The 15,303-nt window shown below is 70.5% G+C and carries 11 protein-coding genes and 1 pseudogene; 4 read left to right on the forward strand and 8 right to left on the reverse strand.

Features of this window, described 5'->3' with window-relative positions; genetic code table 11:
• Positions 1-50: 50 nt before the first annotated feature.
• From ABZW10_RS10505 to dnaA, 8 genes and pseudogenes are all read right to left on the reverse strand, one after another.
• Positions 51-776, reverse strand: a complete 726-nt coding sequence (locus ABZW10_RS10505) for a DUF3566 domain-containing protein (protein ID WP_355362484.1) — start codon at positions 774-776, stop codon at positions 51-53.
• Positions 777-934: 158 nt separating this feature from the next.
• Positions 935-3,541, reverse strand: coding sequence for a DNA gyrase subunit A (gene gyrA, locus ABZW10_RS10510; RefSeq protein WP_355362486.1), 2,607 nt, complete (start codon positions 3,539-3,541; stop codon positions 935-937).
• A gap of 55 nt (positions 3,542-3,596) precedes the next feature.
• The gene (gyrB, locus tag ABZW10_RS10515) at positions 3,597-5,627 is read right to left on the reverse strand and encodes a DNA topoisomerase (ATP-hydrolyzing) subunit B (RefSeq protein ID WP_355362488.1); all 2,031 of its coding nucleotides are present in this window, start codon (positions 5,625-5,627) and stop codon (positions 3,597-3,599) included.
• 250 nt (positions 5,628-5,877) lie between these two features.
• On the reverse strand, positions 5,878-6,399 hold the full coding sequence (locus tag ABZW10_RS10520; RefSeq protein WP_355362490.1) for a DciA family protein: 522 nt from the start codon (positions 6,397-6,399) through the stop codon (positions 5,878-5,880).
• 196 nt (positions 6,400-6,595) lie between these two features.
• Complete coding sequence (recF, locus tag ABZW10_RS10525; protein WP_355362492.1) at positions 6,596-7,729, reverse strand: DNA replication/repair protein RecF; 1,134 nt, start codon at positions 7,727-7,729, stop codon at positions 6,596-6,598.
• A gap of 43 nt (positions 7,730-7,772) precedes the next feature.
• Positions 7,773-8,669: pseudogene (gene gnd / locus ABZW10_RS10530) on the reverse strand (phosphogluconate dehydrogenase (NAD(+)-dependent, decarboxylating)); the annotation flags it as partial.
• Positions 8,670-8,859: 190 nt separating this feature from the next.
• The gene (gene dnaN, locus ABZW10_RS10535) at positions 8,860-9,990 is read right to left on the reverse strand and encodes a DNA polymerase III subunit beta (protein WP_355362494.1); all 1,131 of its coding nucleotides are present in this window, start codon (positions 9,988-9,990) and stop codon (positions 8,860-8,862) included.
• A gap of 953 nt (positions 9,991-10,943) precedes the next feature.
• Positions 10,944-12,764 carry a chromosomal replication initiator protein DnaA gene (gene dnaA / locus ABZW10_RS10540; RefSeq protein WP_355362496.1) on the reverse strand — a complete coding sequence of 607 codons (1,821 nt, stop codon included), beginning with the start codon at positions 12,762-12,764 and terminating at the stop codon, positions 10,944-10,946.
• A 353-nt stretch (positions 12,765-13,117) separates the two neighbouring features.
• On the opposite strand from dnaA, the gene rpmH reads away from it, so the two are divergent.
• The 4 genes from rpmH to yidC are packed head-to-tail and all read left to right on the forward strand — an operon-like array spanning position 13,118 to position 15,251.
• Entirely contained in the window at positions 13,118-13,255 is a 138-nt protein-coding gene (gene rpmH, locus ABZW10_RS10545) for a 50S ribosomal protein L34 (RefSeq protein ID WP_030059672.1), read from the forward strand.
• Between the two features lie 18 nt (positions 13,256-13,273).
• A complete protein-coding gene (gene rnpA / locus ABZW10_RS10550; RefSeq protein ID WP_355362498.1) occupies positions 13,274-13,702 on the forward strand; it encodes a ribonuclease P protein component in 429 nt (142 codons plus the stop codon).
• A complete protein-coding gene (gene yidD / locus ABZW10_RS10555) occupies positions 13,699-14,070 on the forward strand; it encodes a membrane protein insertion efficiency factor YidD (RefSeq protein WP_355362500.1) in 372 nt (123 codons plus the stop codon). The genes rnpA and yidD overlap by 4 nt, the downstream gene beginning before the upstream one ends.
• The gene (gene yidC, locus ABZW10_RS10560) at positions 14,067-15,251 is read left to right on the forward strand and encodes a membrane protein insertase YidC (protein ID WP_355362502.1); all 1,185 of its coding nucleotides are present in this window, start codon (positions 14,067-14,069) and stop codon (positions 15,249-15,251) included. The genes yidD and yidC overlap by 4 nt, the downstream gene beginning before the upstream one ends.
• Positions 15,252-15,303 lie beyond the last annotated feature (52 nt).

The following is a 15,303-nucleotide window of genomic DNA, read 5'->3' on the forward strand; positions in this document are numbered from 1 at the left end:
GGAAGGCCCCCGCGCACGGCGGGAACTGATCCCGGGTCACGCCAGGGGGATCAGTCCTCCTCGGCCAGGGTGAGCTCGATGCCGCCGGTGAAACCGGCCGCCGCGTTGTAGATGAACGCCGAGAGCGTGGACAGCGCGGTCAGCAGCACCACGTCGACCACGGCGATCAGCGAGGTGAAGGTCATCACCTTGCCGAAGCCCACGTAGTCCATGATGTTCACGCCGCCGCCGTTGGTGTCCGAACCGGTGACGTCCTTCAGGGTCTTGCCGAGCGAGTCGAAGACGCCGAGCGAGTCCAGCGTCATCCACAGCACCGCGGCCGCCACGATGATGATGATCCCGACCGCCAGCGACAGCAGGAAGCTGACCTTCATGACCGACCACGGGTCGGCCTTGGTCACCCGCAGCCGGGCCTTCCTGGTCCGGCCCAGGCTGCCGCCGGAGGCCGGCGCGGCGGCCGGACGGCGGGGGCCCGCGGCGGGCGTCCCGCCGGGCGGGGTGTTGCCGCCGCCGACCCGGGTGCCCCGGGGCGGGGTCGGCTGCCCCTTCGCGTAGGTGGTCGGCTGCGAGAAGCCGCCCGGTGCCGGTGCCCCCGGCGGCGGAGGCGTCTGACCGCCGTACGTACCGCCCTGGCCCGCTCCGCCGACCGGCGGCATCAGCGAGGTGGACGCGGCCGGGTGCTCCGGCGGCTGCGGCCCGCCGTACCCCCCGCCGCCCTGTGCTGCGCCCGGACGGCCGCCGGCGGCGCCTCCCGCAGCACCCGTGGCTCCACTCACTGGTCCTCCCGCACTTCCCACCAGGACGGACGCGCCGCCCTGCTTCGTCACTCGTCATCCAGCGCCCGGCGGGATTGCCCGGAACTGGTCGGCGGCCGGTACCGCCACGCCGTGTACGGATGTACGGACGTGACGGTACCGGCCGACGCGGTACGAGGTCAGGCCTGGGCGGTGTCCCCGCCCGTTTCCGTCCCCGTACCCTCGGCCACCTCGGTGGACTCGGTACCCGCCACCTCGTCCTCCGCCGACTCCTCGTCCTCGGCCTCCGCGTTGCGGGCCATGCCCACGACCGCATCGCGCTTACCCAGGTTGATCAGTTGGACGCCCATGGTGTCACGTCCGGTTTCACGAACCTCGGAAACCCTCGTACGGATCACTCCACCGGACAGGGTGATGGCCATGATCTCGTCGGTCTCGTCGACGACGAGCGCGCCGACCAGCGAGCCCCGGCCCTCGACGATCTTCGCCGCCTTGGTGCCGTAGCCGCCGCGTCCCTGGACACGGTACTCGTCCACACCGGTGCGCTTGGCGTAGCCGCCGTCGGTCGCGGTGAAGACGAAGGTGCCCGGACGGACCACGTTCATCGACAGGAGTTCGTCGTCCTCGCGGAAGGCCATGCCCTTGACGCCGGAGGTGGCGCGGCCGGTGGAGCGCAGCGCCTCGTCGGTGGCGGTGAAGCGGATCGACTGCGCCTTCCTGGAGACGAGCAGCAGGTCGTCCTCGGCGGAGACCAGCTCGGCACCGATCAGCTCGTCGTCCCGGCCCTCCTCGTCCTGGCGCAGGTTGATCGCGATCAGGCCGCCGGAGCGCGGGGAGTCGTAGTCCTTGAGCAGGGACTTCTTCACCAGGCCGGCCCGGGTGGCGAGGACCAGGTAGGGCTTGTCCTCGTAGGTGCGGACGGCCATCACCTGGGCGATGTGCTCGTCCGGCTGGAAGGCCAGCAGGTTGGCCACGTGCTGGCCGCGGGCGTCGCGCCCGGCGTCCGGCAGCTCGTAGCCCTTGGCGCGGTAGACCCGGCCCTTGTTGGTGAAGAACAGGATCCAGTTGTGGGTCGTCGTCACGAAGAAGTGGTCGACGATGTCGTCCTGCTTGAGCTGGGCGCCGCGCACCCCCTTGCCGCCGCGCTTCTGCGAGCGGTAGAGGTCGGAGCGGGTGCGCTTGACGTAGCCGCCGCGGGTGATCGTGACGACGATGTCCTCCTCGGCGATGAGGTCCTCGATGGAGAGGTCGCCGTCGGAGGGGATGAGGGTGGAGCGCCGCTCGTCGCCGTACTTCTCGACGATCGCGGTGAGCTCCTCGGAGATGATCCCGCGCTGGCGGGTCGGCGAGGCCAGGATCGCGTTGTACTCGTCGATCTTGCGCTGCAGCTCGTCGTGCTCGTCGGTGATCCGCTGGCGCTCCAGGGCGGCCAGCCGGCGCAGCTGCATCTCCAGGATGGCGTTGGCCTGGAGCTCGTCGATCGCGAGCAGCTCCATCAGGCCGGTGCGGGCCGCGTCGGCGCTCGCCGAGGCCCGGATCAGCGCGATGACCTCGTCGATCATGTCCAGGGCGCGCAGCAGGGCGCGCAGGATGTGGGCGCGCTCCTCGGCCTTGCGCAGCCGGAAGGTGGTGCGCCGGACGATGACCTCGACCTGGTGGTTGACCCAGTGCCGGATGAAGGCGTCCAGCGACAGGGTGCGCGGCACGCCGTCGACCAGGGCCAGCATGTTGGCGCCGAAGTTGGTCTGCAGGTCGGTGTGCTTGTAGAGGTTGTTCAGCACGACCTTGGCGACCGCGTCGCGCTTGAGCACGATCACCAGGCGCTGGCCGGTGCGCGAGGAGGACTCGTCGCGGACGTCGGCGATGCCGGCGATCCGGCCGTCCTTGACCAGGTCGGCGATCTTCAGCGCGAGGTTGTCCGGGTTGACCTGGTAGGGCAGCTCGGTGATCACCAGGCACTGCCGGCCCTGGATCTCCTCGACCTCGACGACGGCGCGCATGGTGACCGAGCCGCGGCCGGTGCGGTAGTAGTCGTCGATGCCGCGGCGGCCGACGATCAGCGCGCCGGTCGGGAAGTCCGGGCCCTTGATCCGCTCGATCAGGGCGTCCAGCAGCTCCTCGTTGGAGACCTCCGGGTTCTCCAGGTACCAGAGCGCGCCGGAGGCGACCTCGCGCAGGTTGTGCGGCGGGATGTTGGTGGCCATGCCGACCGCGATGCCGGTGGCACCGTTGACCAGCAGGTTGGGGAAGCGCGCGGGCAGGACGGTGGGCTCCTGCGAGCGGCCGTCGTAGTTCGGCGCGAAGTCGACGGTCTCCTCGTCGATGTCGCGCATCATCTCCATCGCCAGCGGCGCCATCTTGCACTCGGTGTAGCGCATGGCCGCGGCCGGGTCGTTGCCCGGGGAGCCGAAGTTGCCGTTGCCGTCCACCAGCGGCATCCGCATCGACCACGGCTGGGCCAGGCGGACCACGGTGTCGTAGATCGAGGTGTCGCCGTGCGGGTGGTAGTTGCCCATCACGTCGCCGACGACGCGGGCGCACTTGTAGTAGCCCTTCTCGGGGCGGTAGCCGCCGTCGTACATCGCGTACAGCACCCGGCGGTGCACCGGCTTGAGGCCGTCGCGCACCTCGGGCAGGGCCCGGCTGACGATGACGCTCATCGCGTAGTCGAGGTACGAGCGCTGCATCTCGGTCTCGAGCTCGACCGGCTCGATCCGCAGGGCGACCGCGTTGGCGGCCTCGGGGGTCTCGGGCTGCTCGCCTTCGGGACGGTTGTCGTCGACCACTGGTGGTCAGTTTCCTTTCACGCGGACTGGTACGTGCGGGGCCTGCGGGCAGGCGTCACACGTCCAGGAAGCGGACGTCCTTGGCGTTGCGCTGGATGAAGGAACGGCGGGCCTCGACGTCCTCGCCCATCAGGATCGAGAACAGTTCGTCGGCGCGGGCGGCGTCCTCCAGGGTGACCTGGAGCAGCAGGCGGTGGGCCTGGTCCATGGTGGTCACCCGGAGCTCCTCGGCGTTCATCTCGCCGAGACCCTTGAACCGCTGGATCGCGTCGTCCTTCGGCAGCCGGCGCCCGGCGGCCACGCCCGCCGCGATCACGGCGTCGCGCTCGCGGTCGGAGTAGACGTACTCGAAGTCGTCCTTGCCCCACTTGATCTTGTACAGCGGCGGCATCGCCAGGTAGACGTAGCCGGCCTCGACCAGCGGCCGCATGAAGCGGAACAGCAGGGTCAGCAGCAGGGTGCGGATGTGCTGTCCGTCGACGTCGGCGTCGGCCATCAGCACGATCTTGTGGTACCGCAGCTTGGACTCGTCGTAGTCCTCCTGGATGCCGCAGCCGAAGGCCGAGATCAGCGCCTGGACCTCGGTGTTCTGCAGCACCTTGTCGATCCGGGCCTTCTCGACGTTCAGGATCTTGCCGCGGATCGGGAGGATCGCCTGGATGCGCGGGTCGCGGCCCTGCTTGGCCGAGCCGCCGGCGGAGTCACCCTCGACGATGAAGATCTCGCACTCGGCCGGGTCCTTGGACTGGCAGTCGCTGAGCTTGCCGGGCAGCGAGGCGGACTCCAGCAGGCCCTTGCGACGGGTGAGGTCGCGGGCCTTGCGGGCGGCGACGCGCGCGGTGGCGGCCTGGATGGACTTGCGGATGATGTCCGCGGCCTCGTTGGGGTTGCGGTCCAGCCAGTCGTTCAGGTGCTCGTGGACGACCTTCTGGACGAAGGTCTTCGCCTCGGTGTTGCCCAGCTTGTCCTTGGTCTGGCCCTCGAACTGCGGCTCGCCGAGCTTGACCGAGATGATCGCGGTCAGACCCTCGCGGATGTCCTCGCCGGAGAGGTTGTCGTCCTTCTCGCGGAGCAGCTTCTTGTCCCGCGCGTAGCGGTTGACCAGGCCGGTCAGCGCCGCGCGGAAGCCCTCCTCGTGGGTACCGCCGCCGTGGGTGTGGATGGTGTTGGCGAAGGAGTAGACCCCCTCGGTGTACGAGGAGTTCCACTGCATGGCGATCTCCACCGAGATCGCCTTGTCCTTGTCCTCCGCCTCGAAGTCGATCACCGAGGGGTGGACGACCTCGCCCTTGCGGGAGTTGAGGTGGGCGACGAAGTCGGCGATGCCGCCGTCGTACTTGTACGTGACCGAGAGCGGCTTGCCCTCCTCGTCGACGTGCTCGGGGCGCTCGTCGGTGAGCCTGATGGTCAGGCCCTTGTTGAGGAACGCCATCTCCTGGAACCGGCGGGAGAGCGTCTCGAAGGAGTAGACCGTGGTCTCGAAGATGTCCGGGTCGGCCCAGAAGGTGACGCTGGTGCCGGTGCGCTCGGCGGCCTCGTGCTGGGCCAGCGGGGCGGTCGGGGTGCCGGCCTTGTACTCCTGGGTCCAGCGGTGGCCGTCGGTGTGGATCTCCACCGCGAGCCGGGTGGAGAGCGCGTTCACCACGGAGACGCCGACGCCGTGCAGACCGCCGGAGACCGCGTAGCCGCCGTTGCCGAACTTGCCGCCCGCGTGCAGGACCGTCAGCACGACCTCGACGGCCGGCTTGCCCTGGCCCGGCATGATGCCGACCGGGATGCCGCGGCCGTTGTCGACCACGCGCACACCGCCGTCGGCCAGCAGCGACACGTCGATGGTGTCCGCGTGACCGGCCATCGCCTCGTCGACGGAGTTGTCCACGATCTCCTGCACCAGGTGGTGCAGGCCTCGCTCACCGGTCGAGCCGATGTACATGCCGGGGCGCTTGCGGACGGCGTCGAGGCCCTCCAGCACCTGGATGGCGCTGGCGTCGTACGACCTGTCGGACTGGTCGGTCTGGTCTGGGGTCTGGCTGGGGTTGCCGGAATCGGCCACGAAGCGCCCTCTCTGGCACAGCGCGGGCCGCATCCCCGCTCCCTCTGCGGGCGGGCGTGCGACCACGGCGTTTCGACTCGGTTGCCACTAGCAACAGTGTTTGCCCTTCAGTCTACCGGTACGACTGACATCGATGGGCGTTTGGCAGCCTCTGAGGGCAGAAATGCCGCCCTGAATCCCCTCGGGACATGTCCCGATACTCGACCGGGGGGCTCAGACCGCCTGGCAGGGCCGTCAGGGGTTCCGGAGGATCACGGTCCGCTCCGCCCCGCAGCCCTCGGGCCTATCCCCAGGTGTCCCCGGGGCCCTTGCTGCCGGGGGCGCGCAGCCGGCCGTAGCCGCGCACCGGGGCGGCGGGGCCGAGCACCTTGATGGTGCGAACCGTGCCGTGGCCCAGCTCGTGGTTCAGACGGGCCACCAACTGCCGAGCCAGCCAACGGAGTTGAGTGGCCCACGCGGTGGAGTCGCACTGCACCGTGAGCACCGCGGCCTCGTCGTCGTAGGCGGTCGGCGTGCAGTGCGCGGCGATGTCCGGCCCGACGATCTGCGGCCAACGGCCCATCACCCCGCCGACCGCGGCCGAGGACTCCCAGCCCCGCTCGGTCAGCAGCCGGGTCAGCGCCGCCCCCAGCGGCACCGGGTCGCGGCCGTCCGAGCGGGCCCCGCTGCGCAGTCCGTGCCGCTTCGCCTCGCGCTTCTCGCGCACCTGCTCACCGCGCTGGCGGGCCTGCGCCCGGGCCGCCCGCAGCGCCGAGCGCGCCAGGTCGGCACCGGTCGGCTCGGGGTGCTCCGCCGACTCGCTCACGGCGATCTCCTTATCCCCACCCTGTGGACAACGGTGAGCCGTCCAGCGTACGGGAGCCGGGCGGGCGCGCGGCGGCGCGGGTGGGCCACGCCGGGGGTACGGACACGGGGTGTACGAGCCGCCCCGGCGACAGCCCTGCGGGCAGGGGCCGGCCGGGCGGGGACCGGGCGGAGGGGCGCCGCCGGGCGGTCGCGGTTCAGCCGGTGACGCGCTGGACGGCACCGTCGGCGACCGCGTACCGGGCGCCGGCCAGCGCCTTCGGCACGTCCTCGGCCACCGCCGCGGTCACCAGCACCTGCTCGCCGCCGGCCACCAGCTCGGCCAGCCGGTCGCGGCGGGCGGCGTCCAGCTCGGCGAAGACGTCGTCCAGGATCAGCACCGGCTCTCCCCCGTCGGCGCGCAGCAACTCGTAGGACGCCAGCCGCAGCGCCAGCGCGAACGACCAGGACTCGCCGTGGCTGGCGTAGCCCTTGGCGGGCAGCGGGCCGAGCTTGAGCACCAGCTCGTCGCGGTGCGGGCCGACCAGGGTGACGCCGCGGTCGACCTCCTGCTTGCGAGCCGTCCGCAGCGCCTGCAGCAGCTGCTCCTCGGCCTGCTCGCGGCTGCTCGGCAGCTCGCCCTCGAAGGAGCTGCGGTACTCCAGCGCGGTCTCCCCGCCGCCCGGGGCGAGCTGTCCGTAGGCGGCCGAGACCAGCGGCTGGAGGGAGGCCACCAGCTGCAGGCGGAAGGCGGTGAGTTCGGCGCCGGCCCGGGCCAGGTGGCCGTCCCAGACCTCCAGGGTGGAGAGGTCGGCGCCCTTGCCGCCGCCGGCCCGGCGGGCCATCGCGGCGGTCTTCAGCAGGGCGTTGCGCTGCTTGAGCACCCGTTCGTAGTCCTGCCGGACCCCGGCCAGCCGGGGCGCGCGGGCGGTCAGCAGCTCGTCCAGGAAGCGCCGCCGCTCCCCCGGGTCGCCCTTGACCAGGGCGAGGTCCTCGGGGGCGAACAGCACGGTGCGCAGCAGGCCCAGCACGTCGCGCGGGCGGACGTTGTCGGAGCGGTTGATCCGGGCCCGGTTGGCCTTGCCCGGGGTGATCTCCAGCTCGACCAGGGTGGAGCGGCCGCGGTCCACCACCGAGGTGCGGATCACCGCGCGCTCGGCGCCCAGCCGGATCAGCGGGGCGTCGGTGGCGACCCGGTGGCTGCCCAGGGTGGCGACGTAGCCGACCGCCTCGACCAGATTGGTCTTGCCCTGGCCGTTGGGCCCGACGAAGGCCGTCACGCCCGGGTCGAGGGAGACCTCGGCCCGGGCGTAGGAACGGAAGTCGGCGAGCGACAGGTGCGCGACGTGCATGACGGTGGACTGCGCTCGCCTTCTGGGGGTGGGACTGCGGGGACTACTTCGACTCGACCGCGTGACCGCCGAACTGGTTGCGCAGCGCGGCGATCATCTTCATCTGAGGGGAGTCGTCCTGGCGGGACGCGAAGCGGGCGAACAGCGAAGCGGTGATCGCCGGCAGCGGGACGGCGTGGTCGATCGCGGCCTCGACGGTCCAGCGGCCCTCGCCGGAGTCGGCGGCCCAGCCCTTGAGCTTGCCCAGGTGCTCGTCCTCGTCCAGGGCGCGCACGGCCAGGTCGAGCAGCCAGGAGCGGATCACGGTGCCCTCCTGCCAGCTGCGGAAGACCTCGCGGACGTCGGTGACCTCGGGGGCGGCCTCCAGCAGCTCCCAGCCCTCGGCGAAGGCCTGCATCATCGCGTACTCGATGCCGTTGTGGACCATCTTGGCGAAGTGGCCGGCGCCGACCGCGCCCGCGTGCACCGAGCCGAAGTCGCCCTCGGGCTTCAGGGCGTCGAAGACCGGCTGGACCTCGGCCACGTGCTCGGCGTCGCCGCCGTACATCAGCGCGTAGCCGTTCTCCAGGCCCCAGACGCCGCCGGAGACGCCGCAGTCGACGAAGCCGATGCCCTTGGCGGCCAGCGCCTCGGCGTGCTTGACGTCGTCGGTCCAGCGGGAGTTGCCGCCGTCGACGACCACGTCACCGGGGGAGAGCAGCTCGGCCAGCTCGTCCACGGTGGCCTGGGTGGCGGCGCCGGCCGGAACCATGACCCAGACGACGCGCGGGCCCTGCAGCTTGGTGACCAGCTCCTGGAGGCTCTCGACGTCGGAGATGTCGGGGTTGCGGTCGTAGCCGATGACGGTGTGGCCGGCGCGGCGGATCCGCTCGCGCATGTTGCCGCCCATCTTGCCGAGACCGATGAGGCCGAGCTCCATAGCCAAATCCTTACCTGTGGTGACGTCCCTGCGGGCGGCGCCGTTGCCGCGCCTCCTTGAGCCTACGTGCTGGAGCGGAAGGGCCTCCTCGTGGTCGGGCCGACCGGGGGAGGGTTCCACAGGTTTGTTCACAGGGCTGTGGAAGGAGCCGTGGACAAAGGCTCCCGGGCCGGACCGGTGGCGGCCGGTCCGGCCCGGGAGCGGAGCCGGCTCAGCCGGAGAGGCGGACCGGCATGATCAGGTACTGGTAGGCCTCGTCGGCCTCCGCGTCCACCGAGGCCTTGCCGCTGAGCAGCGCGGGCTTGGTCGGGGTGGTGAAGCTCAGCTGGGCGTAGGCGGAGTCGATGGCCTTGAGGCCCTCCTCCAGGTAGCCCGGGTTGAACGCGATCGAGATGGCGTCCCCCTCCAGGGAGGCGTCGATCCGCTCGGTGGCCTGGGCGTCGTCGCCGGAGCCGGCCTCCAGGGTGAGCACGCCCTCCTCGAAGTTCAGCCGGACCGGGGTGTTGCGCTCGGCGACCAGCGAGACGCGCTTGAGCGCCTCCAGGAAGGGCTGGGTCTGGATCGCCGCGATCGCGTTGAACTCGGTCGGGAACAGGCTGCGGTACTTCGGGAACTCGCCCTCCAGCAGCCGGGTGGTGGTCCGCCGGCCGGCGCCCTCGAAGCCGATCAGGCCCTCGCCCGCGCCGCCCGAGGAGAGCGCGATGGAGACGCTGTCGCCGCTGCCCAGGGACTTCGCGATGTCCTGCAGGGTCTTGGCCGGGACCAGCGCGACGGCCGAGATGTCGGCCTGCTCGGGCTTCCACAGCAGCTCGCGCACCGCGAAGCGGTAGCGGTCGGTGGCGGCCAGGGTGATCCGGTCGCCCTCGATCTCGACCCGGACACCGGTGAGCACCGGCAGGGTGTCGTCGCGGCCCGCGGCCACGGCGGCCTGGCTGACCGCGGAGGCGAAGACGTCACCCGGGACGGTGCCGGTCGCGGTCGGCATCTGGGGCAGCGCCGGGTACTCGTCCACCGGAAGGGTGGGCAGGGTGAACCGGGAGCTGCCGCAGACCACGCTGACCCGCTGGCCGTCGGTGGAGATCTCCACAGGCCTGTTGGGAAGGTTGCGCGAGATGTCGTTGAGCAGCCGGCCGGAGACCAGCACGGTGCCGGCCTCCTCGATGTCGGCCTCCAGCTCGACCCGGGCCGAGACCTCGTAGTCGAAGCCGGACAGCGCCAGGCTGCCGTCCTGCGCCGTCAGCAGCAGGCCGGCCAGCACCGGCACCGGCGGCCGTGCCGGGAGGCTGCGGGCAGCCCAGGCCACCGCCTCCGCGAGGACGTCACGCTCCACCCGGAACTTCACCGGTAACCGCCTCCTGGATCGAGCGCTCCCGCTCGCACGTCTGGTTCTTCTGATCTTGGTCTTCGGTGCGGCTGTCCGCCGAGCTCCGCCGCTCCGCTTCCAGTCGCCGAGGACAGTCTGACGTACTCCACCGACAGACGGGGCAGACGGGCGGAAGCAACTCGAACGGATGTCGGGCTGCGGTTGTCCACAGATTTCGGCCCCACCCGCTTTTGAACCAGTCGAACGGTCTATAGGTGTAGTGGTAGTAGTAGGGCCTGTGGAAACCGTGGATAACCCTGTTTGCGCAGGTCAGGCCCGGTTTTTTGTCCACAGGACATGTGGATGCGGCCTGTGGACGAACACGGCCCGCTGTGGACGGCGGAGCGTTACCCACAGGGCACGCTGAGTATCCACAGGTTATCCCCAGCGCTGTCCCCAGATCCGGGCCCGGTTATCCACGGGCGCCGGTCAACTTTTCGTGACGGCTTTCACACCTGGGCATGAACGAGGGCAGAAGCTTGTCGAACTGTGGACACGGCTGTGGACAACCTGGGGATAACCTCGCCCGGCCTGGGGACAACCGGTGGACAACGCGGATGGCCCACTGACGGGCCGCCACTTGTCCACACCCTGTGGATAACGGTTGTGCACAAGTCCACAGGCACCTGACCTGCGCGGAAGAGCGTAGCGGCGGCCGCCCTGTGGAGGAATTCTGGATAACTCACGGCGCCCCGGCCTGTGGACGGCGGAGAACCCGCCCGGCCTGTGGATTTCCGCCTCGCGCACCGGTGGCGTTCGAATCCCCGGTCAGATGTTCGGCGCGGGCTGTGGACTGGCGGAGCGTCCGTTACCGGCATGCCTGCCCCGCCGATGCGCGGTGCACACCTGTGGATATGCCGAAAGGGCGCCAGGATCGCTCCTGACGCCCTTTTCCGGCCACCCGGGGCCCGCCCCGTCCGCAGGCCCGCCGGCTAGCTCTTGATGCGGTTGGTCAGCTCGGTGACCTGGTTGTAGATCGAGCGCCGCTCGGCCATGAGTGACCGGATCTTGCGGTCGGCGTGCATCACCGTGGTGTGGTCGCGGCCGCCGAACTGCGCGCCGATCTTCGGCAGCGAGAGGTCGGTGAGCTCCCGGCAGAGGTACATGGCGATCTGACGCGCGGTCACCAGCACGCGACTGCGCGAGGATCCGCAGAGGTCGTCCACCCCGAGCCCGAAGTAGGCGGCGGTCTGCTGCATGATCACCTGGGCGGTGATCTCCGGTCCGGCGTCCTCGTCGCCGCCCGGGATGAGGTCCTTGAGGACGATCCCGGCCAGCTCCAGGTCGACCGGCGCCCGGTTGAGGTTGGCGAAGGCGGTGACCCGGATGAGGGCCCCCTCCAACTCCCGGATGTTCCGGGTGATCCGGGACGCGATGAACTCCAACACGTCGGCGGGAGCGTTGAGTTGCTCCTGGATCGCCTTCTTGCGCAGGATCGCGATCCGGGTCTCCAGCTCCGGCGGGGTGACGTCGGTGATGAGTCCCCACTCGAAGCGGTTGCGCAGCCGGTCCTCCAGCGTGGTCAGCAGCTTGGGCGGCCGGTCGGAGGAGAGCACGATCTGCTTGTTGGCGTTGTGCAGGGTGTTGAAGGTGTGGAAGAACTCCTCCTGCGTGGACTCCTTGCTCGCCAGGAACTGCACGTCGTCCACGAGCAGGATGTCCATGTCCCGGTAGCGCTTGCGGAAGGTGTCCGCCTTGCCGTCCCGGATGGAGTTGATGAACTCGTTGGTGAACTCCTCGGAGGACACGTAGCGCACCCGGGTGCCCGGGAAGAGGCTGCGCGAGTAGTGCCCGATGGCGTGCAGCAGGTGGGTCTTGCCCAGCCCGGACTCGCCGTAGATGAAGAGCGGGTTGTACGCCTTGGCCGGGGCCTCGGCGACCGCCACCGCCGCGGCGTGCGCGAAGCGGTTGCTGGCGCCGATGACGAAGGTGTCGAACAGGTACTTGGGGTTCAGCCGGGCGGCCGGCTCGTCCTTGCGGGAGCCGCCGGCCGGGGGCGCGCCGGGCGGGGCGGGCACACCGGGGACCGCCGGGCGGTCGGTGGCGCGCTCGGCGGGGGCCTTGTCCGCGCCGCGGCCGGCGGCCGGGCGGGCCGCGGGGCGGCGGCCGGAGGCGGTCCGCGGGTGCTCGCCCGGACCGGGGCCGTAGGCGCCGCCGAAGAGGTCGCCCTGGGTGGTGGAGGGCGGTGCGGGCACGTGCCGCGGCACGGGCCGGGGCGCCGGCTCCTCGGGCTCGCGGTAGGCCGGCGGCTGCTCCTGGTAGCCGGGCCAGGCCTGGTTGCCGCCCGCCGGGCCGCCGTACGGCGCGGGGTGCTGCTCGTAGCCGCCGCTCTCGTAGTGCGGCCGCTCGTAGCTCTGCTCGTAACCCTGCTCGTAGTCCGCTTCGTAGGTCTGCGGGTAGCCCTGGTCGCCGTAGCCGCCGGCGTCCGGCTCGGACGGGTTCGGGTACGGCTCGGCGGGGGCCTGCGGGGCGGGGGTGGTCGGCACGGCGTTGGCGTCGACCATCACGGCGATCCGCACCGGGCGGGCCAGCTCGCGGGAGAGCGCCTCGGTCAGCTGCGGCAGCAGCCGGCCCTCCAGCACCTGCTTGGCCCGCTCGTTGGGGGCCGCCAGCAGGGCGGTGTCGTGCATCATCCACATGGGCTGGGTGCGCTGCACCCACTGCTTGTCCATCTCCCCGACATCCGGGTCGGCGACCAGCCGCTCGACGACCCTCGCCCAGACCGGGACGAGGTCGCTGTTGACATCAGCCACTGGTACACGCTTTCCGATGAACAAACCAGACAAGTCCTGCAACGGTAGTCAGCGAACAGGGCCGGATCAAGTCGTTGTCCACAGGCTGTGGGTAAGCGGCTCCCGGGCAGCTGGTTTGACCCTCGTGCCCCGTCCCGCGTACCGTAACCAGGTCGAGTTGTCGATGGCCGCTGCCGCATGTCCGCGGGTCCACCCGCTCCATAAGGCGCGCAGCACGGGCGCCGTGGATTGCCTCAAACCCCAGCCGAACTGGGGCGATGGGCCGGATTTCCGATACAGGGGAGATCACGCGGACGCACGGTGACGGCCAAGCGACTCCCCGTCATCCTACGATTCACCTCAGGAGCCCCCGAGTGAGCAAGCGCACCTTCCAGCCGAACAACCGTCGCCGCGCGAAGACCCACGGCTTCCGGCTGCGGATGCGTACCCGCGCCGGCCGCGCCATCCTGGCTGCCCGCCGTGGCAAGGGCCGCGCCAGCCTGTCCGCCTGATCCGCACCAGAGTCTGTTGTGCTGCCCTCCGAGAATCGGCTGCGGCGGCGCCAGGACTTCGCGACCGCGGTGAAACGCGGTCGCCGGGCCGGCAGGCCCCTGCTGGTCGTCCATCTCGCCAGAGAGGACGCCCCCGGGGACCGCACCGACCGGACCAGCGACACCCGCCCGCACGTCGCCGAGGGGACTCCTTCGGCGCGTGCGGGTTTCGTCGTGAGCAAGGCCGTCGGCCCGGCGGTCACACGCAACCTGGTCAAGCGCCGGTTGCGCCATCTCGTACGTGATCGTCTGTCCCGGCTGCCCGCCGGTAGCCTGATAGTGGTGCGTGCGCTGCCCCCGGCCGCGTCCGCCTCGTACCAGGAACTCGAACGCGACCTGGACGCGGCGCTCAAGCGGTTGCTCAAGGCCGAGCACGCCGCCTCGGCGCCGACGGGAGCAGGGCGATGAAGTACCTGCTAATGGGTCTGATCAGGGTCTACCAGTGGACCATCAGCCCACTGCTCGGTCCGGTGTGCCGTTACTACCCGTCCTGTTCGCACTACGGCTTCGAGGCCGTGAAGACGCACGGGGCGGTGAAGGGCGGCGCCCTGACCGCGTGGCGCATCCTGCGCTGCAATCCGTGGACTCCCGGCGGGGTCGATCATGTCCCGCCGCGCAAGCATCCGGTGTGGCACCGCCGGCTGGCGGACCGGCTGAAGGGCCGGTCCGCCGCCGACCAGCCGGTGATCATGCCCCCCGCCGGTCCGGACCCAGAGGGCCCGGCGACCATTGGCCCCATGGGGCCAATCCCAATGTCCAAGGAGCCTGACCGGTGACCTTCTCCTTCCTCAACCCCCTGTACACAGCGGTGTCCTGGATCATCGTCCAGTTCCACTCGCTGTACAGCCACGTCTTCAATCCGGATGGTGGCTGGGCCTGGGGTCTGGCCATCGCCTCGATGGTGGTCGTCATCCGGATCTGCCTGATCCCGCTCTTCGTGAAGCAGATCAAGGCGACCCGGGCCATGCAGGCGATCCAGCCGAAGATGAAGGCCATCCAGGAGCGGTACAAGAACGACCGCCAGCGCCAGTCCGAAGAGATGATGAAGCTGTACAAGGAGGCGGGTACCAACCCGTTCTCCAGCTGCCTTCCCATCCTCGTGCAGGCGCCGTTCTTCACCGCGCTCTACGGCGTGCTGGCCTCGGTCGCCAAGGGCCACGAGATCGGCGTGATCAACGGCGACCTGCTGGTGAGCGCCGGCAAGGCGCACATCTTCGGTGCTCCGCTGTCGGCCACCTTCGTGAGCAGCAGCGAGGTCAGCGTCAAGATCGTCGTTGCCGTGATGATCATCATGATGTCGGCGTCGCAGTTCATCACCCAGCGCCAGCTGATGACGAAGAACGTCGACCTCACCGTGAAGACGCCGTTCATGCAGCAGCAGAAGATGCTGATGTACGTCTTCCCGATCATGTTCGCCGTGATGGGCATCAACTTCCCGGTCGGTGTCCTGGTCTACTGGCTGACCACCAACGTCTGGTCGATGGGCCAGCAGCTGATCGTCATCCGCAACAACCCGACGCCGGGCAGCAAGGCCTGGGACGAGCGTCAGGTCCGTCTGAAGAAGGCCGGCCGGCTGAACCCGGACGGCTCGGTCATCAAGGGCCCGCTGTTCGGCCTGCTCCCCGCGAAGAAGTCGGCTGTCAGCGCCGAGGCCGTGGTCGAGGAGTCGGTGCAGGTGCGCCGGCAGCAGCCGCGGAAGCAGAGCAAGTCGCAGCGCCAGCACACCGGCGGCCAGCCGGCGAGCCTGACCAAGGACGCCCCGGCCGAGCAGCCCGCCGACGCCGCCCCGGCCGACTCCGCGAGCACCGGCACGTCCGGTGGCAGCGGTGCGTCCGGCGGCAGCGCTGCGGCCAAGCAGACCGCGGCGCGTCCGGCGGGCGCCAAGTCGGGTCCGGCTCGTCCGCAGGGCGGCCGGCAGCAGCCCAAGCGCGGCGGTCAGCGGCCGAAGAAGAAGTGACCGGTCCGCTCCGGACCGGCCCCGCGGCCCCCTGAACCTCGTTACCGGCCCA

It is taken from the genome of Kitasatospora sp. NPDC004723, assembly GCF_040609255.1.
Classification (GTDB): domain Bacteria; phylum Actinomycetota; class Actinomycetes; order Streptomycetales; family Streptomycetaceae; genus Kitasatospora.

Coding starts and splice junctions, on each gene's coding strand:
- gyrB (WP_355362488.1), bottom strand. CDS start 5,627: ATGCGGCCCGCGCTGTGCCAGAGAGGGCGCTTCGTGGCCGATTCCGGC.
- recF (WP_355362492.1), bottom strand. CDS start 7,729: ATGCACGTCGCGCACCTGTCGCTCGCCGACTTCCGTTCCTACGCCCGG.
- yidD (WP_355362500.1), top strand. CDS start 13,699: ATGAAGTACCTGCTAATGGGTCTGATCAGGGTCTACCAGTGGACCATC.